The sequence below is a fragment of the Streptomyces sp. CNH189 genome (assembly GCF_000527195.1).
This window is the reverse complement of record NZ_AZUS01000030.1, coordinates 66,562-88,134: the sequence shown is the minus strand read 5'-3', so window position 1 is coordinate 88,134 and position 21,573 is coordinate 66,562. Positions and strand designations below refer to the sequence as shown.

17 protein-coding genes and 2 pseudogenes are annotated in these 21,573 nt (G+C 73.8%); 6 read left to right on the top strand and 13 right to left on the bottom strand.

The window, feature by feature from the left end; translation table 11 throughout:
- Positions 1 to 378 (top strand): carboxymuconolactone decarboxylase family protein (locus tag B100_RS0131295; protein WP_024888319.1); only part of this gene is annotated, 378 nt, incomplete at its 5' end.
- 21 nt (positions 379 to 399) lie between these two features.
- On the opposite strand, the pseudogene B100_RS36065 reads toward B100_RS0131295, so the two are convergent.
- A pseudogene (locus B100_RS36065) lies at positions 400 to 979 on the bottom strand (glucosidase family protein); the annotation flags it as partial.
- Here B100_RS36065 and B100_RS36730 point away from each other — a divergent pair.
- Together B100_RS36730 and B100_RS0131280 are read left to right on the top strand one after the other, a co-directional pair.
- Positions 974 to 1,102 (top strand): annotated as a pseudogene (locus tag B100_RS36730) (carbohydrate ABC transporter permease); the annotation flags it as partial. The pseudogenes B100_RS36065 and B100_RS36730 sit on opposite strands and share 6 nt — an antisense overlap.
- Positions 1,103 to 1,106: 4 nt before the next feature.
- On the top strand, positions 1,107 to 2,333 hold the full coding sequence (locus B100_RS0131280) for an ROK family protein (protein ID WP_024888316.1): 1,227 nt from the start codon (positions 1,107 to 1,109) through the stop codon (positions 2,331 to 2,333).
- Between the two features lie 307 nt (positions 2,334 to 2,640).
- On the opposite strand, the gene msrA is transcribed toward B100_RS0131280, so the two are convergent.
- The 3 genes from msrA to B100_RS0131260 form a co-directional block, all read right to left on the bottom strand.
- Positions 2,641 to 3,153, bottom strand: coding sequence for a peptide-methionine (S)-S-oxide reductase MsrA (msrA, locus tag B100_RS0131270; RefSeq protein WP_024888315.1), 513 nt, complete (start codon positions 3,151 to 3,153; stop codon positions 2,641 to 2,643).
- 131 nt (positions 3,154 to 3,284) lie between these two features.
- On the bottom strand, positions 3,285 to 4,394 hold the full coding sequence (locus B100_RS0131265; RefSeq protein ID WP_078541281.1) for an SGNH/GDSL hydrolase family protein: 1,110 nt from the start codon (positions 4,392 to 4,394) through the stop codon (positions 3,285 to 3,287).
- 318 nt (positions 4,395 to 4,712) lie between these two features.
- The gene (locus B100_RS0131260; protein WP_024888313.1) at positions 4,713 to 5,879 is read right to left on the bottom strand and encodes an ROK family transcriptional regulator; all 1,167 of its coding nucleotides are present in this window, start codon (positions 5,877 to 5,879) and stop codon (positions 4,713 to 4,715) included.
- Between the two features lie 178 nt (positions 5,880 to 6,057).
- Between B100_RS0131260 and B100_RS0131255 the strand changes: the two genes are divergently transcribed.
- Positions 6,058 to 8,202 carry an alpha-galactosidase gene (locus B100_RS0131255; RefSeq protein ID WP_024888312.1) on the top strand — a complete coding sequence of 715 codons (2,145 nt, stop codon included), beginning with the start codon at positions 6,058 to 6,060 and terminating at the stop codon, positions 8,200 to 8,202.
- Between the two features lie 46 nt (positions 8,203 to 8,248).
- Here B100_RS0131255 and B100_RS0131250 read toward each other — a convergent pair whose 3' ends face one another.
- The 8 genes from B100_RS0131250 to B100_RS0131210 form a co-directional block, all read right to left on the bottom strand.
- Entirely contained in the window at positions 8,249 to 8,692 is a 444-nt protein-coding gene (locus B100_RS0131250; RefSeq protein ID WP_024888311.1) for an ATP-binding protein, read from the bottom strand.
- Between the two features lie 90 nt (positions 8,693 to 8,782).
- Positions 8,783 to 10,900 (bottom strand): prolyl oligopeptidase family serine peptidase, encoded by a 2,118-nt coding sequence (locus tag B100_RS0131245; protein WP_486585745.1) that lies wholly within the window; start codon positions 10,898 to 10,900, stop codon positions 8,783 to 8,785.
- A complete protein-coding gene (locus B100_RS0131240; protein WP_024888309.1) occupies positions 10,873 to 12,657 on the bottom strand; it encodes an N-acetylglutaminylglutamine amidotransferase in 1,785 nt (594 codons plus the stop codon). Before B100_RS0131240 ends, B100_RS0131245 begins: the two co-directional genes overlap by 28 nt.
- Before the next feature lie 198 nt (positions 12,658 to 12,855).
- Positions 12,856 to 14,055: a glutamate--cysteine ligase gene (locus tag B100_RS0131230; RefSeq protein ID WP_024888308.1), complete on the bottom strand. Its 1,200-nt coding sequence runs from the start codon at positions 14,053 to 14,055 to the stop codon at positions 12,856 to 12,858.
- Between the two features lie 637 nt (positions 14,056 to 14,692).
- Complete coding sequence (locus tag B100_RS0131225) at positions 14,693 to 15,028, bottom strand: STAS domain-containing protein (RefSeq protein ID WP_024888307.1); 336 nt, start codon at positions 15,026 to 15,028, stop codon at positions 14,693 to 14,695.
- Between the two features lie 41 nt (positions 15,029 to 15,069).
- Positions 15,070 to 16,323 (bottom strand): SpoIIE family protein phosphatase, encoded by a 1,254-nt coding sequence (locus B100_RS0131220; RefSeq protein WP_024888306.1) that lies wholly within the window; start codon positions 16,321 to 16,323, stop codon positions 15,070 to 15,072.
- Complete coding sequence (locus B100_RS0131215; RefSeq protein ID WP_024888305.1) at positions 16,320 to 17,126, bottom strand: alpha/beta fold hydrolase; 807 nt, start codon at positions 17,124 to 17,126, stop codon at positions 16,320 to 16,322. The genes B100_RS0131220 and B100_RS0131215 overlap by 4 nt, the downstream gene beginning before the upstream one ends.
- A 42-nt stretch (positions 17,127 to 17,168) precedes the next feature.
- Positions 17,169 to 18,152, bottom strand: a complete 984-nt coding sequence (locus B100_RS0131210) for an NAD(P)-dependent oxidoreductase (RefSeq protein ID WP_024888304.1) — start codon at positions 18,150 to 18,152, stop codon at positions 17,169 to 17,171.
- A gap of 154 nt (positions 18,153 to 18,306) precedes the next feature.
- Between B100_RS0131210 and B100_RS0131205 the strand changes: the two genes are divergently transcribed.
- Positions 18,307 to 18,936: a TetR/AcrR family transcriptional regulator gene (locus B100_RS0131205; RefSeq protein WP_024888303.1), complete on the top strand. Its 630-nt coding sequence runs from the start codon at positions 18,307 to 18,309 to the stop codon at positions 18,934 to 18,936.
- Positions 18,937 to 19,003: 67 nt separating this feature from the next.
- Entirely contained in the window at positions 19,004 to 20,911 is a 1,908-nt protein-coding gene (gene htpG, locus B100_RS0131200; protein ID WP_024888302.1) for a molecular chaperone HtpG, read from the top strand.
- Between the two features lie 48 nt (positions 20,912 to 20,959).
- Here the strand turns inward: htpG and B100_RS0131195 are convergent, their stop codons facing one another.
- Positions 20,960 to 21,526, bottom strand: a complete 567-nt coding sequence (locus B100_RS0131195) for a DUF2269 family protein (RefSeq protein WP_199785309.1) — start codon at positions 21,524 to 21,526, stop codon at positions 20,960 to 20,962.
- Positions 21,527 to 21,573 lie beyond the last annotated feature (47 nt).

Sequence of the window (21,573 nt, the reverse complement as noted above, 5' to 3'; positions counted from 1 at the left end):
CCGCACGCCACCCAGGAATTGGTGAAGATCCGCGCCAGCCAGATCAACGGCTGCGGCTTCTGCACCGACATGCACACCAAGGACGCCACCGCCGCGGGCGAGACCCAGCAGCGCCTCAACCTGGTCGCCGCCTGGCGCGAGGCCACGGTCTTCACCGACGCCGAGCGCGCCGCNCTCGCACTCNCCGAGGAGGGCACCCGCATCGCGGACGCCGCCGGCGGAGTGAGCGACGAGGTGTGGGCCGACGCCGCCAAGCACTACGACGAGGAGCAGCTCGCCGCGCTGATCTCGCTGATCGCGATCATCAACGCCTACAACCGCGTCAACGTCATCAACCAGCAGCCCGCCGGCGACTACCAGCCCGGCCAGTTCGGCTGACCCCGTCCCGGGCGGCCCGCGCTACACCTGCCCGAGGGCGGTGCGCAGGGCCGCCGGGGTCGCGGCGGCCCAGGCCTGCGGCGAGCACGAGTGCGGGTACGGCACCGGGGACGGGCGGTCCGCGCGGTCGTACCCGGCGAGCACCTCGGGCAGCCGGCAGCCGCAGCGGGCCGCGGCCGCGGCGAGTCCGCCGGCGAGGGCGCGCACCTCGTCGCCGAGGCCGTACCGCGCGAGGCCGAGCGCGATCAGGGCGTTGTCGTGCGGCCAGCCGCTGCCCCGGTGGTACGACAGCAACCTCCGACACGGTGACGGGGCCCTGGGCGGGGGTGCCGTCGGTGGAGCGGACGGAGCCCGGGGAGTCCTTCCCGTTCTGGTTGGCCAGGCCGCCCGGGTCCGGCATGGGGACCAGGTAGCCGTGCTTCTGGAGTCCGCCGTCGGTGAGCATCCAGTCGACGGCCCGGCGGGCGTGCTCCTCCAGGCGCACGGCGGTCGCGCGGTCGCCGGTCGTCTCGCGGTGGGCGTGCAGCAGCACCAGGAACAGCGGGGTGGCGTCGACGGTGCCGTAGTGGCGGCCGTAGGGGACCTGCCGGAGGTGGGCGACGAGGTGCCCAAGACCGTACTGACGGCCGGTTCGGTGGCGCTGACGATCCCCGTGGTATTCCTGTTCTTCGCCGCCGAACGGCTGCTCACCGAAGGCCGGACCAGCGGCGCCGACAAGAGCTGACGCCATGGGGGAACGTGTGACGACGCCGCAGCCGGTCAGCGCGGGCGGACTGCTGGACCTGATCCGCGGTGGCCGCGCCAACACCCGCGCCGCACTGCAACGCGCCACGGGGCTGTCCCGCTCCACCGTCGGACACCGCCTGGACCTGCTGAACCGGGCCGGCTGGCTGCGGCACACCACGGGCGCCTCCACCGGGGGCCGCCCGTCGGAGCGGATCGTCTTCGACCCGGCGCACGCCTCGGTCCTCTCCGTCGATCTGGAGACCCGGCACGCCCGGGCGGCGGTCCTGGACCTGGCGGGCACGATCCTCGCCGAGCACACCGGTCCGCTGGACATCACCGAGGGGCCCGACCACGTCCTGGACCACGTGTCCGGCTGGTTCCCCGAGCTGATCGCCGCGGCGGGCACCGAGGCGTCCCGGGTCTGCGGGATCGGCCTGTCGGTGCCCGGCCCGGTCGACTGGGAGATCGGGCAGGTGATCGAGCCGCCCATCATGCCCGGCTGGGACCGCTATCCGATCCGCGAGCGCCTGCAGGAGGCGTACGCCCGTCACGTGGGCGGGAGCCTGGAGAACGGGCCGGTGCCGGTCCTGGTGGACAACGACGCCAACTTCATGGCGGTGGCCGAGCAGCAGGCCAACCACCGGGACTGCGGCGCGTTCGTGCTGGTGAAGGTCTCCACCGGCATCGGCGCCGGAGTGGTGGTCGACGGCAGCGTCTACCGGGGCATCGACGGCGGCGCCGGCGACATCGGGCACATCCGGGTGCACGACCGGGCCGACGCGCTGTGCATGTGCGGCTCGTACGGCTGTCTGGCCGCCGTCGCCAGCGGCCGGGCCCTGGCCAGGGAGCTGCCCGGGGCCGACGCCACGGCCGCGGACGTCAAGCGGCTTCTCGCCGAGGGCGACCCCGACGCCATCCGCCTCGCCCGGGAGGCGGGCCGCCGGGTCGGCGAGGTCCTCGTCACCGTCGTCACCCTCCTCAACCCCGGTGTGCTGATGCTGGCCGGGGACCTGTCCGGAGTGCCGTTCATGACCGGTGTGCGCGAACTGCTCTACCAGCGGGCCATGCCCCGCACGACCGCCAACCTGCAGATCGTCACCTCACGCCTCGGAGACCGCGCCGGCCTCATCGGGGCCGCGAGCACGGTCGTCGAGCACCTCTACTCCCCCGCGCGTGCGGACGCCCGCCTCGCCGGCATCCTCGCCACCGCGCAGTCAGGAACACCGTGAGCACCTCCCCCTGGACCCACCGGCCCGTCGAGGTCGGGCTGGTCGGCGCCGGCCCCTGGGCCCGCGCCACGACACCGCGGAGATCGACGACGAGGAGTGCCGGCCGGTGCCGCGCCGGGAGTTCGGGACCGCGGTGCGCACCGGCGTCGGGTCCGCGCCCGACGCGGGACGGGGGCTGTACCTCCAGGAGCTGATCGAGCGCGTGGTGACCGGCCCGTGACGGCGCCGACCGCCCGGGCATGACAGCGGGGGCGCGCCCGCCGGGCGGGCGCGCCCCCGTGTTCCGCTGCCGCGAACGCCTGTCAGGTCAGGACGCCGCGCGCTTCGGCAGGCGCCAGTTGGGGCGCGGGAAGTGGCAGGTGTAGCCCTCCGGGTAGCGCTGCAGGTAGTCCTGGTGCTCCGGCTCGGCCTCCCAGAAGGGGCCGGCCGGGACGACCTCGGTCACCACCTTGCCCGGCCACAGTCCGGACGCCTCGACGTCGGCGATCGTGTCCTCGGCGACGCGCTTCTGCTCGTCGTCGAAGTAGAAGATCGCAGAGCGGTAGCTCATGCCGATGTCGTTGCCCTGCCGGTTCTTCGTGGTCGGGTCGTGGATCTGGAAGAAGTACTCCAGGATCGCCCGGTAGTCGGTCTCGGCGGGGTCGTAGGTGATCTCGATCGACTCCGCGTGGGTGCCGTGGTCGCGGTAGGTCGCGTTGGGCACGTCACCGCCGCTGTACCCCACCCGGGTGCTCAGCACGCCCGGCAGCGTGCGGATCAGCTCCTGCATGCCCCAGAAGCAGCCGCCCGCGAGCAGCGCCCTCTCCTCGGTCCTTGTCATGGTGTCGCCCTTCTCCCAGGTGTGCTGCGGCGTTCCTCAGTGAGAACCGCGCCGGGACCTGCATTGTTCCGGCCGCGCCGCCCGGGCCGGACACCGGGGCGTGCCGTCGGCCCGCGGGGAGCCGCACGGCGTCACGGGCGTCCGTCCCGGGCGCACTCCAGGTCCTCGGGATCGACGGCGTAGGCCATCGCCCGCATGCCCTCGTCGGTGAAGTGCAGGTGGTCGCCGTTGTCGTAGGCGGGCCGGACGCGCTCGGGGTCGTCGGGGTCGCGCACCGCGCGGTCGAAGTCGGCCACGGCGTCGAAAGCGCCGCCGGTGCGGATGAACGCGTTGACGTCCTGGCGGACCGCCTCGGCCTTCGCGTTCCACTCCGGCCAGCCCTTGTAGGGGGCGATCGTGGCACCGACGACGCAGTGGCCGGCCGCGTGGACGCGGTCGACGATCTCCCGGTAGCCGTCGATCAGGTCCGCGGCCGTGACGCCCGTGGGGGCCTTGATGTCGTTCACCCCCTCGAACACGAGCACCGTGCGCACGCCGGGGTGGGACAGGACGTCGCGGTCGAGGCGGTTCAGGGCGCTCGGCGCGCCGCCGTCGGCGAGCACCTTGTTGGCGGAGATGCCGGCGTTGGCCACGCCCCGGACCGTGGTGCGGGGCGACCGCCGGAGGCGGTCGGCGAGCTGGTCGGGCCAGCGGCGGTTGAGGTCCGTGGTGGACTCCCAGCCGTCGGTGATGGAGTCGCCCAGGGCGACCACCGCTCCGGTGCGGGCGGAGGTGCGGACGGTGACGGCGTCCAGGTAGAACCATGAGGTGGTCGTCGTGGTCCACGCGTCGGCGCTCTCGTCCGCGGTGTGGTCGCCCTGGGTGAGGTACGAGGTCTGCATGGCGAGGCGGTGTCCGGTGGCGGGGCCCGCCGCGTCCGGGCTGTGCAGGCTGACGACCAGGTCGGTGCGGGCGCGCACCCGGCCGGGCAGCGGGTCGCTCAGGACCACCTCACCGGGCGGGATCGTCACGGTGGGCCGGCCGTCGAAGGTGAGCCGGCGGTTGCTGCCGGGGACCAGTTCGGCGCCCTGCCGCCGGACGCCGGCGTACACGCTGTCGAAGGTCAGCGGCCGGTCGCCGAAGGCGTTGGTCAGCCGTAACCGGGCCCGGTCGCCGCCCACGCTGGTGTGCACCACGAGCCGGTAGGCGCGGTCGGGCACGCCCGTGCCCAGCCGGAAGGCGCTCGCGGTCCAGGTGACCACGTCGTGCCGGGGTTCCGCCGCGCGGGCCTGCGAGGGGACGGGGCCCAGGAGCGCGGCGAGCAGGGCCAGGACGGACAGTCCGCGCAGGCGGATCCCCGCCGGGCGGAGTCTTCGGGGGGTGAGCGTCGTGGTGAGCAGTTCCGCCTCCCTGAACTCGACGGCACCCTTCTCGTCGACGGGGAGATCCTCGCGAGTCGGCGTGCGCGATCCGTTGTCCTCGTTACCCGTGACGAGAGTAGCGCCGGGCGCCCGGCAGGGCACGGCCTGCCGCATGCCTTCATCCGCCGTTCACCTCCCGGTACTTGGCGGGCAGGGGCGTCAGCGGCCGACGAAGGACTGGATGGCGGTGGCGGCGGCCCCGCGGGCCCACTCCTCGAACGGCAGCGGGCGGGTGCGGATCTCGCAGCGGGCGGCGGAGCCGAAGGCGGCGGCAGCGAAGCCGTCGCGGATCTGCCCGGCGTACAGGTCGTACGCGGCCAGTCCCTCGCCGGAGATGATCACGCGCTGGGGGCCGAGCAGGTTGACCACGGTGGCGATCCCGCGGCCGATGGCCTCCCCGGCCCGCGCGTAGACGGCGCGGGCGCCCTCGTCGCCCCCGTGGGCCAGGGCGACGGCCTCCGCGGTGCCGGCGACGTCGGACCCGGTGACCTCGCGGACCCGGGCGAGGATCGCCGCGTCGGACGCGACGGCCTCCAGGCATCCGCGGTTGCCGCAGTGGCAGGGCGGACCGTCGGGGTCGACGGGGACATGGCCGATCTCCCCCGCGACGCCGTGCGCGCCGGAGACGACCCGGCCGTGCACGACGAGGCCGCAGCCGATGCCGGCGCCCACGGTGACGACGGCGAAGTCGGAAAGGCCCACGCCGTCGCCGAACCACTGCTCGGCCACCGTCAGGGCGCGGACGTCGTTGTCGACGGTGACCGGGAGCCCGCTCGCCGCCCCGGCCGGCCCGGCGAGCGATACGTCGTGCCAGTCCAGGAAGGGCGAGTAGCGCACCGTGCCCTCGGCGCGGTCCACGTCCCCGGCGAGGGCGATGCCGAGGCCCAGGACCGGCACGCCGAACCCGTCGGCCTCGGTACGCAGCTCGTCCACCAGGTCCACCGCGACCGCCAGGACGTCCCGAGGGGCACGGCCGGCCAGGGGGACGCGCCGGGCGACGAGGATGCGGCAGCACAGGTCGGTGAGCACACCGATGATCTCGTCGCCGGTCACCTTCAGCCCGGTGAACAGGGCCCGTCCCCCGTCGACCCGGACCGGGGTGGCCGGGCGGCCGAGGGCCGGGCGGGCCTCCACGCCGGCGTCCTCCACCAGGTAGCCCGCCTCGATCAGGGGGCGTACCGCCTTGGTGACCGCGGCCGGGGACAGGCCGGCCCGCCGGGCCACGTCGAGCCGGGTGAGAGGGCCGTACGCCAGGACGGTGGTGAAGACCTGGGAGGCCGCCGGGGTGTGCGCCGGAAACGTCTCGGCGGGGAAGGTCGGCTGCATGGCCGGGAACCTACGACCCTTAATTTCCGTTGTCAACGAAAGCGGCCTTCTTTCTTTCGAAGGCAAAAGAGCGCGCGACACTGCCTTGCAAACACAAGGAAGTATCCGCCCTTGACACGTGATCGAAGGCCGCGTTTGGGTTTGCGGTGCAAACCCCCGACGCCGATCGTGAGGCCCCATGCCGCTCATCACCCGCTCCCCCGACACCGGGGTCTGGCTGCTGACCACCCCGCACACGTCGTACGCCCTGCGGATCGACGAGACCGGTGCGCCCTGGCACGTGGCGTGGGGACCACGGCTCACCCTCCAGGAGGCGGACGCGCTCGCGGTGCCCGCCGGGGAACCGGCGAACAGCTTCGAGGGCCGTCCGGCCGTGGGTGAGGAACTGCCGGTGGACAGCGGCACCCGCTACGGACCGCCCTCGCTCCAGGTACGGCACGCCGACGGCTCCCGCGCCTTCGAGTGGCAGGCCACGGGACACCGGGTGGAGGGGCCGGCCCCCGGCTGCGCCGAGCTGGTCCTGGACTTCCGCGACCGGGTGTTCCCCCTGTCGGTCGCCCTGCACTACCGGGTCCGCGCCGACACCGACGTGATCGAGCGCTGGACCGTGCTGCGCAACGACGGGGACCGGAGCGCGCAGCTGCTGCGCGCCGACTCCGCGGCGTGGACCCTGCCGCCGCTGCCCGACTACCGGCTGAGCCATGTCACCGGGCAGTGGTCGGCGGAGACCCAGCTGCGCCGCGAGCCCCTGCCCCACGGGGAGACGGTGCTGACCAGCCGGCGCGGCATCACCAGCCACCACGCGAACCCCTGGACCATGCTCGACGACGGCACCGCCACCGAGGAGAGCGGCCGGGTCTGGAGCACCGCCCTGGCGTGGAGCGGCAGTTGGCGGATCACCGTGCAGCGGGCGCCGGACGGCCGGGCGGGTCTGACCGGGGGCGTGGGCCACGAGGGGACCTGCGTGCCGCTCGGCCCGGGCGAGGAGTTCCGCACGCCGGTGCTGGCCGGCCTGTTCACCGACGGCGGTTTCGGCGCGGCGAGCCGGGCCTGGCACGGTTACGTCCGCGGCCATGTGCTGCGGCACTCCGAGGAGACGGCGCCGGTGCTCTACAACTCCTGGGAGGCGACCGGCTTCGACGTCGACGAGGCGAGCCAGCTGGCACTGGCCGAGCGGGCCGCCCGGCTGGGCGTCGAGCTGTACGTGGTGGACGACGGCTGGTTCGGCGCCCGCCGCAGCGACCGGGCGGGCCTCGGCGACTGGACGCCGTCCCCCGACCGGTTCCCCGAGGGCCTCGGCCCGCTGTCCGACGCCGTGCACCGGCTGGGCATGCGGTTCGGAGTCTGGGTGGAGCCGGAGATGGTCAACCCGGACAGCGACCTGTACCGGGCGCACCCCGACTGGGTGCTGCACCTGCCGGGCCGCCCGCGCACCGAGATGCGCAACCAACTGGTGCTGAACCTCGCCCGGCGGGACGTGGCCGACTGGGCCTTCGACTGGCTCACCCGGCTGGTCGCCGAGCACCGCGTGGACTTCCTCAAGTGGGACATGAACCGCGCGTTCGGCGAGTCCGGCTGGTCCGGCCCGGACGACGGCAACGACCGGCTGTGGACGCGGTACGTGCGGAACCTCTACGGCGTACTCGACCGGCTCCGGCAGGCGCACCCGGACCTGCGGATCGAGACGTGCAGCGGGGGCGGCGGCCGGGTCGACCTGGGCATCCTCGCCCGTACCGACCAGGCGTGGACCTCCGACAACACCGACGCCGTGGACCGGCTGGCGATCCAGCGGGGGTTCAGCCAGATCTATCCGGCGCGGGTGATGTCCGCCTGGGTGACCGACGTGCCCAACCAGCTCACCGGACTGACCGTGCCGCTGCGCTTCCGCTTCCACGTGGCGATGGCCGGGCTCCTGGGTGTCGGCGGCGATCTCACCCGCTGGAGCGAGGCGGAGCTCACCGAGGGCGCCGCGCTGGTGGCCCGGTACAAGGAGATCCGGCACCTGGTGCAGCACGGCGACCAATACCGGATCGGCGCCCCGTACGGCGACGGCCCGTCGGCCGTCCAGTACGTGGCGGCGGACGGCGACGAGGCGGTGGTGCTCGCCTTCCGCGGCAGCCCGCGGCACGGCACCCCGCGGGTGCCGCTCCGGCTGCGCGGCCTGCCGCCGGGCCTGCGCTACCGGGACACGGAGACGGGCGCCGTCCACCACTCCACGGTGCTCACGGAGTACGGCCTGGACCCGGAGCTGCCGGGCGGCGACTGGTCGAGTGCTCTGATCCATCTGCGGCGGGTGCCGGAAGGGGAACGGCCACGGGTCTGACGGCCGGGCGCTGCCGCCACGGGACCGCACCCGCGCCGGGTGCGGTTCAGGCGGAGAGGGAGATACGGGCGGTGATGCTCTTGCCCTCGGCCTCCTGGCGGATGTCGAGGGACTGGGTGACGGCCATGACGATCTCCAGGCCGTGCTGCCCCACCCGCCCGGGATCGGCGTCCCGGGGCCGCGGCGCGTCCGGGTTGCCGTCACGGACGACCACCTCGACGACGTCGCTGAAGACGCGCAGATCCAGGCCGACGGGGCCCGGGGCGTACTTGCGGGCGTTGGTGACCAGCTCACTGACGACGAGCTGGGTGATCTCCACCACACGCTCCGACACCGGCAGTCCGTCCTCCACCCGCGCCCGGGTGAGGAACTCGGCCGCGAGGTGGCGTGCCTGAGCTATCCAGGCGCCCTCGGCGTCCAGGGCGTAGGAGGCCCTCAGCCGGGGTGTGCCTGACACCATCTCCCCCTCGTCGACAGGAACTGGTTCCATCCGGTCCGCCTTTACTCACCGATCACACCGCGCGACTACCCGCATCGCTCCCCCGCACGCCCATGAAGTGTGACAGGTGCCGCCGACAGGTCATCCCGCCAGGTGTCCTTCCAGCCAGTCACCCGCCGTCCGGCGGAAGAGCCGGCGGTTGTCGGCGCGGCGGAAGTCGTGGCCCTCGTCACGCAGCAGCAGCAGTTCCGCCTCCAGTCCGCGCTCCCGCGCGGCCCGTACGAACTGCTCGGACTCGCCGGGCGGCACGTTGGTGTCGTACTCCCCGTGCACGGCGAGGACCGGGGCCCGCAGGGCGTCGACGCGGCTCATCGGCGACAGGGAGCGCAGCAGCTCCCGGTCGTGTTCCGGATGCCCGTACTTGTGCGCGGCGGACTGCGCGATCCAGGGCTCGGTCCCCTCGAAGAACGTGTTCAGGTCGGACATGCCGCAGACCGCCACCCCGGTGCGGAACAGGCCGGGGTGCCACACCAGGGCGGCCATCGTCAGATAGCCGCCGTAGGAGCGGCCCATCACGGCCATCCGCCGGGGGTCGGCGAGGCCCCGCACCATGACGTGCGCCGCGCAGTCCGCGACGTCGTTGATGGCGTCGAAGCGTCCGGTCCCGAGGTCGGCGTCGACGAAACTCCGGCCGTGCCCGGACGAGCCGCGGACGTCGGGCGCGAACACGTCGAGGCCCCGGCCCAGCAGTTCCAGGTAGAGCGGGTCGAGCACCGGGCGTTCCTGCTCCTCGGGCCCGCCGTGCAGGTGCAGCACGCAGGGCGCCGCCTCGCCGGGCGAGCGGCCGGGGGCGCGGTAGTACCAGCCGCCGAGGGCGAGGCCGTCGCGGGCCACCGGGCGCACGGGCGTGGGCCGTACGGGCGTCAGGCCCGGAGGGAAGGCGTCCTCGTCGCGGGAGGACCAGGGGGTGCGCAGGGGGGCGCCGTGCGGCAGCCACCACACGCCGGGGTGGCGGCGGGACCCGGACAGCGCGACCACGGGCGCGTCGGCGTCGGCGGTGGGGGCGATCCGGGTGACCACCTCGTGGGGCAGGTCGACGCGGCGCGCCGCCCCGGCCGTCGGGGGCGTCTCGTCGCCCGGGCCGGTGCGACGTGCCGCGTTCAGCCTGACGAGCTCCAGCTCGCTCACCCCGTGCCGGTTCCAGGCGAGCACCGCGCGCCTGCCGTCCCGTCCCAGGGCGAGGAGTTCCAGGCCGCAGTCGGGCCGTTCCGCGACCACCGTGGTCGTACGCAGTTGTCCGCGCGCGTCGAGGCGCGCGGCGAGCAGGGCGGCGTACTCGCGCCCGGCGTCGCTGCGCAGCCAGACCGTGCCGGCGTCCGGGGAGAAGCCGCCGACCCAGGGGTCGCCGTCGGCGACCGGGAAGGCGCAGGTCACGGAGGAGTCCGTGGTGCGTACGACCAGCGCCTCACGGCGCCCGCGGGGGCCCCGGTAGACCAGGGCGAGTCGGCCGTCGTGGCTGAGGTCGCACACCCGCTGGTTGGCCGCGCCGCGTTCGCTGAACAGCAGGACGGGCGCGGCCGTGCCCTCCGGGTCGACCAGGTAGGCGGACAGCGTCCGCCGCTCGGTGCCGGAGTCCCGGCGTGTACTCCGGGTGCCGGGCCACCGCCGGCCGCCCGCCGGGTTCAGCAGGACCGCCCGGCCGTCCCGGCCCGCCCAGCGCGGGGCGTGCTCGGTGCCCGGCGGTCCGGGCGCGTCCGCGTGGTGGCGGTCGGCGTACGCCTGGCCGGGCGGGGCGGACTCGGTGACGGTGACCGCGATCGCGGAGCCGTCGTGCTGCCAGCAGCCGAGCCGCGCGGAGGTGCCCGACTCTCCGCCGGCCAGCAGGTGCCGCCCGCTTCCGTCGGGGCGTACGCACAGCACCCGGGTGAGTTCGCCGCCGCCCGGCGCCGAGGTGTAGGCGATCCACCGTCCGTCCGGGGACCAGGACACTTCGGTGACCGGGTGCGGGTCGCCGTCGAGCAGCCGTACCTGCGCGCCGTCCACCGGGCCGGCCCACAGCTGCGGCACCCCGGCCCGGTCGCAGACGAAGGCGACGTTACGGCCGCTCGGATCGGCCGAGGGGTACCAGCAGCCGTGCACGGCCGGGGGCGGCACGTCGTACGGCGTCGAGGTGTCCGCCAGCGCGGCGGGCTCGGGGGCGTACAGCGGGCCCCTGGGGAGGTCGGTGGCCGTCATCGGATCCCGTGCGTCTGCAGCCATGTCTCCAGCAGCGCGACCTGCCACAGGGTGTTGGCGCCCCGCCGGGTGCGGTGCGCGTCGGGCGCGGCCAGCAGCTCGGCGACGTACTCCTCGCGGAACACCCCGCGGGCGCGGGCCTCGGGCGCGTTCAGGGTGTCGCGGACCCGCTGCAGGACGGGGCCTGCCATGTGGCGGATCGCCGGGACGGGGAAGTAGCCCTTGGGCCGGTCGACGACCTCGCGCGGCAGCACCCGGCGGCCGGCGGCCTTCAGGACGCCCTTGCCGCCGTCCGCGAGCTTCAGCTCGGGCGGGCAGGCGGCGGCCAGCTCGACCAGTTCGTGGTCGAGGAACGGCACCCGGGCCTCCAGGCCCCAGTCCATGGTCATGTTGTCGACCCGCTTGACCGGGTCGTCGACCATCATCACCAGGGTGTCGAGGCGGAGCTGGGCGTCGAGGGCGGTGTCGGCTCCGTGCCGCGCCATGTGCTCGCGGACGAACTCCGCCGAGGTGTCGTGGTCCGGCAGCAGCTCGGGGCGCAGCACGGCCGCCATGTCGGCGTGCGAGCGGTCGGTGTAGGCGTCGATGTAGGCCTCGGCGGCCCGCTCGCGCGGCACGCCCGCCATCTTCGGGTACCAGTCGTAGCCGGCGAACACCTCGTCGGCGCCCTGGCCGCTCTGCACGACCTTGACCTCCTTGGCGACCTGCTCGGACAGCAGGTGGAAGGCGACCACGTCGTGGCTCATCATCGGTTCGCTCATGGCGCGGACTGCTCCGTCGAGGGCGCCGGCCACCCGGTCGGAGGGGACCATCAGCTGGTGGTGGCGGGTGTCGAAGTGCCGGGCCACGAGGTCGGAGTAGTGGAACTCGTCGCCCTCCTCGTCGCCCTCGGACTCGAAGCCGACGCTGAAGGTCGCCAGGTCCTGCTGCCCCTCGCCGGCCAGCAGGGCCACGATCAGGCTGGAGTCCAGGCCGCCGGAGAGCAGCACGCCCACCGGCACGTCGGCCACCATGCGGCGGCGCACGGCGGTGCGCAGGGCGTCCAGGACCGCGTCGGTCCAGTCGTCGGCGGTGAGGTCCGCGTACGCGGGGCGGCGGGTGTGCACGGGGTGCCAGTAGCGGCGGTCGCGCCGGGTGCCGTCGGGCTCGACGACGCGCACGGTCGCCGGGGGCAGCTTGCGGATGCCGTTCAGGACGGTGCGCGGCGCGGCGACGGTGGCGTGCCAGCTGAGGTACTGGTGCAGGGCCACGGGGTCCAGCGAGGTGTCGACGTCGCCGCCGGCGAGCAGCGCGGGCAGCGAGGAGGCGAACCGCAGGCGCTCCGTGGTCTCGGAGACGTAGAGCGGCTTGATGCCGAGCCGGTCACGGGCCAGCACCACGCGCCCCGTGTCCTGCTCGACGATGACGAAGGCGAACATGCCGTGGAAGCGGTCGACGCAGTCGGTGCCCCACTCCAGGTACGCCTTGAGCACCACCTCGGTGTCGGACTCCGAGAAGAAGCGGTGGCCGAGGGCGTGCAGCTCGTCGCGCAGCTCGCGGTAGTTGTAGACGCAGCCGTTGAAGACGCCGGTCAGACGGGCCCGCGGGTCCGCCATGGGCTGGGCGCCGTGGTCCGACAGATCGATGATCTTCAGCCTGCGGTGTCCGAGGGCCACCGGGCCCTGGGACCACAGGCCGCGCCCGTCGGGGCCGCGTGGGGCGAGGCGGTCCGTCATGCGTTCCACCGCCGCGATGTCGGGCCGTCCGCCGTCGAGCCGGATCTCCCCGCTGAGGCCGCACATCAGTGGTCCCTCCCTTCCCTCGGCTCCCGGTCCCTCGGGGCGGTGCCCTGACCTGTGACGGTGTTCTGACCTGTGACGGTGTCCTGGCCTGTGACGGCGTGCGTCGTGCTGGACATGGGGATGTGCACACTCTCCTCGGATCGGAAACGGGGGGAGGCCCGTGGGCGGTGGTTCGCGGCACGGGCCGGTCCGGTCGGATCAGCCCGGCGTGCCCGGGGTGGCGACCGGATGCAGGGGGGCGTGGGGCCGGCCGTTCGCGCGCCGGGTGGTGACCGCGGGGCGCGGGCGGCGGGTGCCGGTGCGGGACGGCGCGCGTCCGCCCCGGGTCTCGGCCGCCAGCATGGTGATGCCGGCGAGCAGGTCCTCGTCGCGGACGGCGCGGCGGAACCGGTCGGCGGCGCTGCCCGCGGCGAGCGCCTCGTCGAGGAGGTCCCGCACGGTGTCGAAGTCGCCGGACGCCTCCAGCGCCGGGCGCAGCCGGTGCAGCATGCGGCGCAGCACCAGCTGGGCCGGGGCGGCGCGGCGGGTCCAGGGGTCGACGAGCGGGCCTTCAAGACCGGAGCGAGCGGCGCGCCAGCCGGCGGCGCGCAGCCACTCGTGGTGTCCGTCGCAGCGGGGGTCGGCGCCGCGTTCCAGGCGGTGGCAGGCGTCGCGCACCAACGCCCGGAACAGGCCGGCGATCAGCACGACGGTCTCGGCTCGCGGGCAGGCGTCACAGATGCGCAGCTCCAGCGTGCCCTGGTGGGCCGAGGGGCGTACGTCCTGGTAGAGCATGCCGGCGTCGCTGATGACGCCCGAGCCGATCAGTTCGGCGACGGCCGCGTCGTACTCGGCGGCGTCCCGGTAGCAGCCGGCCGGGCCCGCGGTGGGCCAGCGCTGCCAGAGCATGGTGCGCCAGGAGGCGTAGCCGGTGTCGGAGCCCAGCCAGTACGGCGAGCTGGCGGACAGCGCGAGCAGCGGCGGCAGCCAGGGCGACACCAGGCACATGGCGCGGACCGCGGTGTCGCGGTCGGGTACGTCGGCGTGCACCTGGGCGCTGCAGATGAGCTGTTCGTCCGCGACCCGCCGGTACTCGTCCGCCATGCGCCGGAAGCGGGGTACCGCGGTGACGTCGCGCGGGGTCACCCGGGCGAGCGGCACGGTGCCCGCGGCCACGACGGCCAGTCCTTGCGCGGAGGCCGCGGCGGCCAGACGGCGCCGGGTGCCGGTCAGGTCCGCGTAGAGCCCGTCGAGGGTGTCATGGACCTGGCTGTTGCTCTCCACCGCGGACTGCTGCAGCTCGCTGCTGAAGCCGGTGTCGCCGAGTCTTTCCAACAGGGCACCGGCCCGTGGTACGAGTCGCCCGCTCTCCGCGTCCAGGACGTGGAATTCTTCCTCTGCTCCGATACGCACCGTCACCGCCGGTTCCCCTTGCCCGTAGTCCTGTGCCGGCCCCGCGACGGCCCTCGGGCCACCGGCGGCGCATTCGGCACACCCCGGGTGCCCCGGATGGCCCAGTCGCAATCGAACAGCCCTCGTCAGCGGATCGCCCACGCGGGCACGCGGCCCTGACGGGCGGGGGTACGAGGGGCGAGTCAACCTCTCCGGCCCGGCCTCCCGAACCACGCTCTCGGCCGGCCGGAGAGCGGCGCGCGGCGCACGGCGCACGGCGCACGGCGCGCGGCGCGCGGCGCACGGACGGGAGCCTGAGGTGCCGGCGGACCCGGAACCCACGGGCGGACGGCCGCGAGGGAGCGGAAACGGGGGCCGGTCCGGCGATCGGGAGCGGGACGTCGCCACGGGTATGTGCCCGGGGCCCCCGGCTCCGCCGGGGGCCCCGGGGACGGCCGACGGACGGCAGCGCGGACGCGCGGACGCGAGGGGCCAGGAGCCACGGACACACGGCCACGACCGACCGCGCCGCGGGGCGTACGGCTACGACGGACCGGGGGCCGGCCGCAGGCCGGGGCGGGCGGCCCGCACGGGGCGGGGTCAGGGAGCGGGGCGGGCCCGGATCCACGGGGGAGCCCCTCGACGAGGGGGCGTGGTCCCGGGGTCAGGTCGTCCGGAGGCTGAAGGTGTCGCGGATGTCGAAGACCTGGTCCAGGCCGGTCATGTGCAGCAGACGCCGCAGGGTCTCCGGCACGGCCACGAGGATGACCGCGGCGCCCGCCGCGACCGCGTGGTTGCGGACGGCGATCAACGCGGTGATGCCGCTGGAGTCGCAGAAGCCCAGCGCGCCCAGGTCCACCACGAGCAGCAGCCCGGCGGAGAGGAAGGCGCCCACGGCGGCCCCGCGCAGCTGCTGCGCGTTGCTGTGGTCGAGGTCGCCCGCGACCTCCAGCAGGGATCCGGTGGACGTGCGCGACGAGACGATCGTCAGGGGCTTCATGGCGGGGTCACTTCGTTCGTTCCGTGGGACTGCGTCAGGGGTCAGGGGGTGGCGGGCACGCCGATGGCGAGCAGGGCGGTGTCGTCGTCCAGCCCCTCGCCGAAGTCGCGCAGCAGACCGGTGAAGGTCTCGATCAGACGGTGGCTGCCCGCGGGGGCGCGGGCGGCGGCGAACGACAGCAGCGCCTCGTAGCCGTAGAGCTCCCGGTCGGGACCGACCCGGGCCTCGGTGAGGCCGTCGGTGTACAGCAGCAGCGTGTCGCCGGGGTGCAGGACGGTGCTCACCTCGACGAACTGCGCCGTCGGCAGGACGCCGACCAGCATGCCGCCCTTGGTGCTCAGGTACTCGGCGCGGCCGTCCGCGCGCAGGACCAGCGCGGGCGGGTGGCCGCCGGAGGCCAGCCGCACCCGCAGCGTGTCCCCCGCTCGTTCGAACACGCCGGCCACGGCGGTGCAGTAGCGCGGATCGTCGCCGGTGTAGCGCTCCATGAGGGCCCGGTTGAGGAGGCGCAGGTCGGCGACCGGGTCGGCGTCCTGGATCATGGCGGCGCGCAGGGTGTAGCGGGTGAGCGAGGTCAGCGCCGCGGCCTGCGGGCCCTTGCCGCAGACGTCGCCGAGGAAGAAGGCGGTCCGGGTGTCGTCCAGCGCGAACAGGTCGTAGAAGTCGCCGCCCAGCTCCATCGGGGAGGCCGTGTGGTAGTAACCGGCGACCTCCACCCCGGGGAGGTCCGGCAGGGTCGCGGGCAGCAGGCTGCGCTGGAGCACCGCCAGCGCCTCACGCAGCTGCGCGCGGTCGGCCTCGGCCTGCGCACGGGCCTCGTCGGCAGCCCGGCGGGCCCGCAGCAGTTCCTTCTCGTAGGCGCGCCGGTCGGTGGCGTCGAAGACGGTCGTGCGGACCAGCAGCGGTTCGCCGTCGCCGCTCCGCTTGAGGGTGGAGGTGACCAGGACCGGCAGCCGCTTGCCGGAGGCCGCCCGCATCTCCAACGCGATGCCGCCGAGGTGTCCTTGCATACGGAGCAGCGGGGCGAAGTGCGTCTCGTGGTACAGCTTGCCGCCGACGGTGAGCAGGTCGCTGAAGCGCTTGCGGCCGACCACGTCCTCACGGCGCAGACCGAGCCACCCCAGCAGGGTGGCGTTGATCTTGGCGACGGTGCCGTCCATGAGGGTGGACAGGTAGCCGCACGGCGCCGACTCGTACAGGTCCTCAGCCGAGTCCTCCAGCAGCGCGCTGAACGCAGCGCTCGTGCCAGGCGCTCCCGCGCCGGGCTCGTCCGGCCCGCCGGCGGCGCGGTTCACCGAGCTCCGGCGGACAGGAACGCGCGGATCGCCCCGGCGGTGGCCTCGGGGGCGCTGAGCTGCGGGCAGTGACCGGTGGCGTCCAGGGTGACCAGGTCGCTGCCGGGTATCGCGGCGTGGACGTACGCGCCGACCTCACGGGGCGCGATGACGTCCTGCTCGCACTCCAGGATCAGGGTGGGGGCGGTCACGGTCTCGAGGTCCTTGCGGCTGTCCGAGAGGAACGTGGTGCGGGCGAACACCCGGGCGATGTCCGGGTCGGTGGCGCAGAAGCTGTTGGTCAGCTCCTGACCGAGCTCGGGACGGTCCGGGTTTCCCATGATGACCGGGGCCATGGTCGCGGACCAGCCGAGGTAGTTGGACTCGAGCGACTCCAGGAGTTCGTCGATGTCCTCGGCCGTGAAGCCGCCGCGGTAGTCGTCCTCGTCGATGTAACGGGGCGAGGGGCACACCATGACCAGGGAGCCGATGCGGTCCGGGGCGGCGGCCGCGGCCAGCACGCCGGTCATCGCGCTCACCGAGTGGCCGACGACCACGGCGTCGCGCAGGTCCAGTTCCTCACAGACCTCCACCAGGTCACGGGCGTAGCCGTCGAGGGAGGAGTAGCGGTCCTCCCGCCAGGCGGACAGGTCCGAGCGGCCGGCGCCGACGTAGTCGAAGAGCACCAGGGGGTGCTCGTCGGCGAGGAGCGGCTCAACCAGGCGCCACATGTTCTGGTCACAGCCGAAGCCGTGCACGAGGACGACGGGACGTCCGGTGGCGGCGCCTGTCACGCGGACGTTGTTCCTGCGGAGAATGCTCATCTGCCCATGCTCGCACGCCGTGCGGGGCCCCTGTCGGCTGCCTCAGGCGGGCCTGCGGTCCAGGCTCGGGCCGCCCGCGAGCCGCCCACCCGCGGGGTCCCCGGCCGCGTCGTCGGCGGGGTCCACGCCCGCGTCGGCGGCCGGGGACCCACGCGCCACGGCGGTGCGGGCCTCCAGGGCGCGCAGCACCGCCACCATGTCCTGGCCGCCGTACCCGCCGGCCACGGTCTCCTCAAACAGGGTGTGGCAGACGTCGAGCAGCGGGGAGGCCACTGCCCTCCCCCGGGCGGCCTCCGCGATCAGACGGTTGTTCTTCAGCACGTCCTCGGCGGCGGCCTGGACGGTGAAGTCCCGGGCGAGCAGCTTGGGCGCCTTCATCCGGGAGACGGCACTGGCCATGGGACCCGCGTCCAGCACGTCGAGGAAACGGGCGCGGTCCAGTCCGTACCGTTCGGCGAAGTGGAACGCCTCGGTGAACCCGGTGACCTGGGTGATCAGGAAGAGGTTGACCGCGAGCTTCATCAGCAGCGCGTCCGGCACCGGTCCGCAGACGAACGTCTCACGGCACAGCGGGCCGAGCAGGGGCCGTACGGAGGCGAGGGCCGAGTCGTCGCCGGCCAGCATCGCCACCAGCTGACCCTGTTCCGCGGGGACGCGGGAGCCGGACACCGGGACCTCGGCGTAGGCGCCGCCCGCGGCGCGCACGGCCTGCTCGAGGCCGGCCGAGTACTCCGGCGAGGTGGTGCCCATGTGGACGACGGTGCGACCGGCCACGCGGTCGGCGAAGGCGGGGGTGCCGCGGGCCAGCACCGCGTCGACCGCCGTCTCGTCCGCGAGCATCAGCAGGACGGTGTCCGCCCGCTCGAAGACCTCGGCGGGGCTCGCGGCGACCTCGGCACCCGCGTCCCGCAGGGGTGCGCACCGATCGGCGGTGCGGTTCCACACGACGAGCGGGGTGCCGGCGCGCGCGAGGTTGAGCGCCATGGGCCGGCCCATGACTCCGAGTCCGATGAAACCCACCCGCATGTCGCACCACCGTTTCGGGCCGCGCCGCGGCCGCCCCGAGCCCTCATGAAAGCACCGGCTATGACAGCTGTCATAGTAGCGGCCTCCATGACGGCGGTCATAGGCTGGACCGGCCGAGGGGACGAGAAGGGACGAACACGTGCGGGAGGCCGGGATGGCAGGGGCCGAGCGGGGGCCGCGGGAGCGGATGGTCTTCAGCGCCGCCCAGCTGATCCGGCGCGAGGGGGTCGCGGCGACCGGGATGCGCGAGGTGGCCGCCCACGCCGGGGCGCCGCGCGGATCGCTCCAGCACTACTTCCCCGGCGGCAAGGAGCAGCTCGTCAACGAAGCGGTGGGCTGGGCCGGCCGGTACGCCGGGAACCGCGTGGCCCGGTTCCTGGCCGCGCTGCCCGAGCCGACCCCGTCCGGCCTGTTCGCGCAGATGGTCCGCCAGTGGACCGAGGAGTACGAGACCGGCGGCTTCGACGGCGGCTGCCCGGTCGCCGCGGCCACGGTGGACCGCGCCCGGACGGCCGACGCGACCCGGGAGGCGGCTGAAGCGGCCTTCGCCCGGTGGACGGGTGCGGTGGCCGGGGCCCTGACGGACATGGGCGTCCCCCGGGAGCGCAGCGGGCCGCTCGCCACGCTGATGATCAGTTCCCTCGAAGGGGCGATCCTGATCGCCCGGGCGGAGCGCGACGTCCGCGCCCTGACGACGGCGGCCCGCGAACTCGGCCCGCTGCTCGACACGGCGGTGACCGTCCCCGGACCGGACGCGCGTACGGGCGAACCGGCCGGTGACTGACGCTCCGTTGACTACAGTGATCGCGCCACCATCCGGCTACCACGGACCTGTGAGGTAATCGCGAACCATGTCGACCGAAACGTTTGAGTTCCAGGTAGAGGCTCGTCAGCTGCTCCAGCTGATGATCCACTCGGTCTACTCGAACAAGGACGTCTTCCTCCGCGAGCTCGTCTCCAACGCCTCGGACGCGCTCGACAAGCTGCGGCTGGCCAAGCTGCGCGACGACACGCTCGACGCCGACGTCTCCGACCTGCACATCGAGCTGGAGACCGACCCGGACGCCCGAACGCTCACCGTGCGCGACAACGGCATCGGCATGTCGTACGACGAGGTCGGCGAGCTGATCGGCACCATCGCCAACTCGGGCACGGCGCAGTTCCTGAAGGAGCTGAAGGAGGCGCAGGACGCGGCCGGGGCGGAGGGACTGATCGGCCAGTTCGGCGTCGGCTTCTACTCCGGGTTCATGGTCGCCGACGAGGTCACCCTGCTGACCCGGCGGGCCGGCGAGCACCAGGGCACCCGCTGGTCCTCGCGCGGTGAGGGCACGTACACGCTGGAGCGGGCCGACGACGCGCCCCAGGGCACCTCGGTCGTCCTGCACCTCAAGCCGGCCGACCCGGACAACCAGCTGCACGACTACACGTCGGTGTGGAAGGTCAAGGAGATCGTCAAGCGCTACTCGGACTTCATCACCTGGCCGATCCGGCTGGTCGGGGAGAAGAGCGAGCAGGGCGACGACGGCGAGGGGGCCGGCCCCGAGACGCTGAACTCGATGAAGGCGCTGTGGGCGCGCTCGCGCGACGAGGTGTCCGAGGACGAGTACCACGAGCTGTACAAGCACATCGGCCACGACTGGCGGGAGCCGCTGGAGACCGTCCAGCTGCACGCCGAGGGCACCTTCGAGTACCAGGCCCTGCTGTTCGTCCCGTCGCACGCCCCGCACGACCTGTTCCAGCAGAACATGCGGCACGGCCTCCAGCTGTACGTGAAGCGCGTCTTCATCATGGACGACTGCGAGGCGCTGCTCCCGGCGTACCTGCGGTTCGTCAAGGGCGTCGTCGACGCGCAGGACCTCTCGCTCAACGTGTCCCGCGAGATCCTCCAGCAGGACCGGCACATCCGGATGATGCAGCGCCGCCTCACCAAGAAGGTGCTGTCCTCGGTGAAGAGCATGATGACCGGGGCCCCGGAGAAGTACGCCACCTTCTGGCGCGAGTTCGGTGCCGTGCTCAAGGAGGGCCTGGTCACCGACCCCGACAACCGGGACGCGCTGCTCGCGGTGGTGTCCTTCGCCTCGACGCACGAGGACGGCGAGGCGGTCACGCTCAAGCAGTACGTGGAGCGGATGCCGGACGGACAGGACGACATCTACTTCATCACCGGCGAGTCCCGCGAGGCGATCGACAACTCCCCGCACATGGAGGCCTTCCGGGAGCGCGGCATCGAGGTGCTGCTGCTCACCGACCCGGTCGACGAGGTGTGGGCGGACGCCGTCGGCGAGTTCGAGGGCAAGCGGCTGCGGTCGGTCGTCAAGGGCGAGATCGACCTGGACGCGCGCGAGGACGACAGGAGCGAGGACGAGCAGAAGCAGCAGGCCGAGGCGTACGCCGGTCTGCTCGGCTGGATGCGGCAGCGGCTGGAGGACGACGTCAAGGAGGTGCGGCTGTCGACGCGTCTCACCGTGTCCCCGGCCTGCCTCGTCGCCGACGCGGACGACCTCACGCCGGCGCTGGAGAACATGTACCGCGCGATGGGGCAGGAGGTGCCGCGCAGCAGGCGCGTCCTCGAACTGAACCCGGACCACGCCCTGGTGAAGGGCCTCAACGAGGCGTACGGGGAGCGGGAGGACCGCTCGGAGCTCACCGACACCGCGGAACTGCTGTACACCCTGGCCGTGGTGGCCGAGGGCGGCCGGCCCAGGGACCCGGCGCGCTTCGTGCGGCTGATGGCCGACCGCCTGGAGCGCACCCTGTGAGGTGACGCCGCGAGGTGACGGTCCACGGCCCGTCGTCCCCGCCCGCGGTCAGACGCGGGCGGGTTCGGCGGGCCTCGGCCTGCGCGCGGCCTCCCGCAGACGACGGCCACGGCGGGTGGGACCCCACGGCTTGAGCACCGAGATGACGGTCATGAGGACATAGGCGGACAGGGACACGATCGGCCCCATGAGGACGTCGCCGCCGTCGGGCAGCGCGTGACCGGCGGAGACGGCCGCCACCGCGTCGTTCACGCCAGGCCGCAGGGCGAAGGCGGTGGCGGTGGTCGTGGCGAGGGTCAGCCAGAACTTGGTCCACACCCAGCGGTGCCGGGCCAGCCCCCAGGGGGTGCCCAGGGACAGGACCAGACCGCTCACCAGGGTCAGCAGGGCGACCGGCAGCAGGAGCCAGTCGGCGAACAGCTTCATGGCGCGGACGGCCGCCTCCACCGTGGCCGCCGACCCGGTGGTGTTCGCGGCGAGGCCGAGTGCGAGCAGCCCGGCGGACAGCCCCAGCCAGCCGGCGGAGGCGACGACATGGACGACGAGGAGGGCCCGGCGTGCGGGGCGGTCGAGTCTCACGCCGTCCACGGTGCCGGGCCGGGCCGCCGGGGACATCCCACGGCGGGAGTAACCCCGCGTACCGACCGGGGCGTACACCGCGC

Bases quoted from the DNA above. Each gene is read 5' to 3' on its own strand.
- B100_RS0131245 (WP_486585745.1), bottom strand. From the start codon at position 10,900: ATGGCTGCAGACGCACGGGATCCGATGACGGCCACCGACCTCCCCAGG.
- B100_RS0131255 (WP_024888312.1), top strand. From the start codon at position 6,058: ATGCCGCTCATCACCCGCTCCCCCGACACCGGGGTCTGGCTGCTGACC.
- B100_RS0131215 (WP_024888305.1), bottom strand. From the start codon at position 17,126: ATGAGCATTCTCCGCAGGAACAACGTCCGCGTGACAGGCGCCGCCACC.
- B100_RS0131205 (WP_024888303.1), top strand. From the start codon at position 18,307: ATGGCAGGGGCCGAGCGGGGGCCGCGGGAGCGGATGGTCTTCAGCGCC.
- B100_RS0131225 (WP_024888307.1), bottom strand. From the start codon at position 15,028: ATGAAGCCCCTGACGATCGTCTCGTCGCGCACGTCCACCGGATCCCTG.
- B100_RS0131260 (WP_024888313.1), bottom strand. From the start codon at position 5,879: ATGCAGCCGACCTTCCCCGCCGAGACGTTTCCGGCGCACACCCCGGCG.
- msrA (WP_024888315.1), bottom strand. From the start codon at position 3,153: ATGACAAGGACCGAGGAGAGGGCGCTGCTCGCGGGCGGCTGCTTCTGG.
- B100_RS0131250 (WP_024888311.1), bottom strand. From the start codon at position 8,692: ATGGAACCAGTTCCTGTCGACGAGGGGGAGATGGTGTCAGGCACACCC.
- B100_RS0131240 (WP_024888309.1), bottom strand. From the start codon at position 12,657: ATGTGCGGCCTCAGCGGGGAGATCCGGCTCGACGGCGGACGGCCCGAC.
- B100_RS0131210 (WP_024888304.1), bottom strand. From the start codon at position 18,152: ATGCGGGTGGGTTTCATCGGACTCGGAGTCATGGGCCGGCCCATGGCG.
- B100_RS0131280 (WP_024888316.1), top strand. From the start codon at position 1,107: ATGGGGGAACGTGTGACGACGCCGCAGCCGGTCAGCGCGGGCGGACTG.
- htpG (WP_024888302.1), top strand. From the start codon at position 19,004: ATGTCGACCGAAACGTTTGAGTTCCAGGTAGAGGCTCGTCAGCTGCTC.
- B100_RS0131195 (WP_199785309.1), bottom strand. From the start codon at position 21,526: ATGTCCCCGGCGGCCCGGCCCGGCACCGTGGACGGCGTGAGACTCGAC.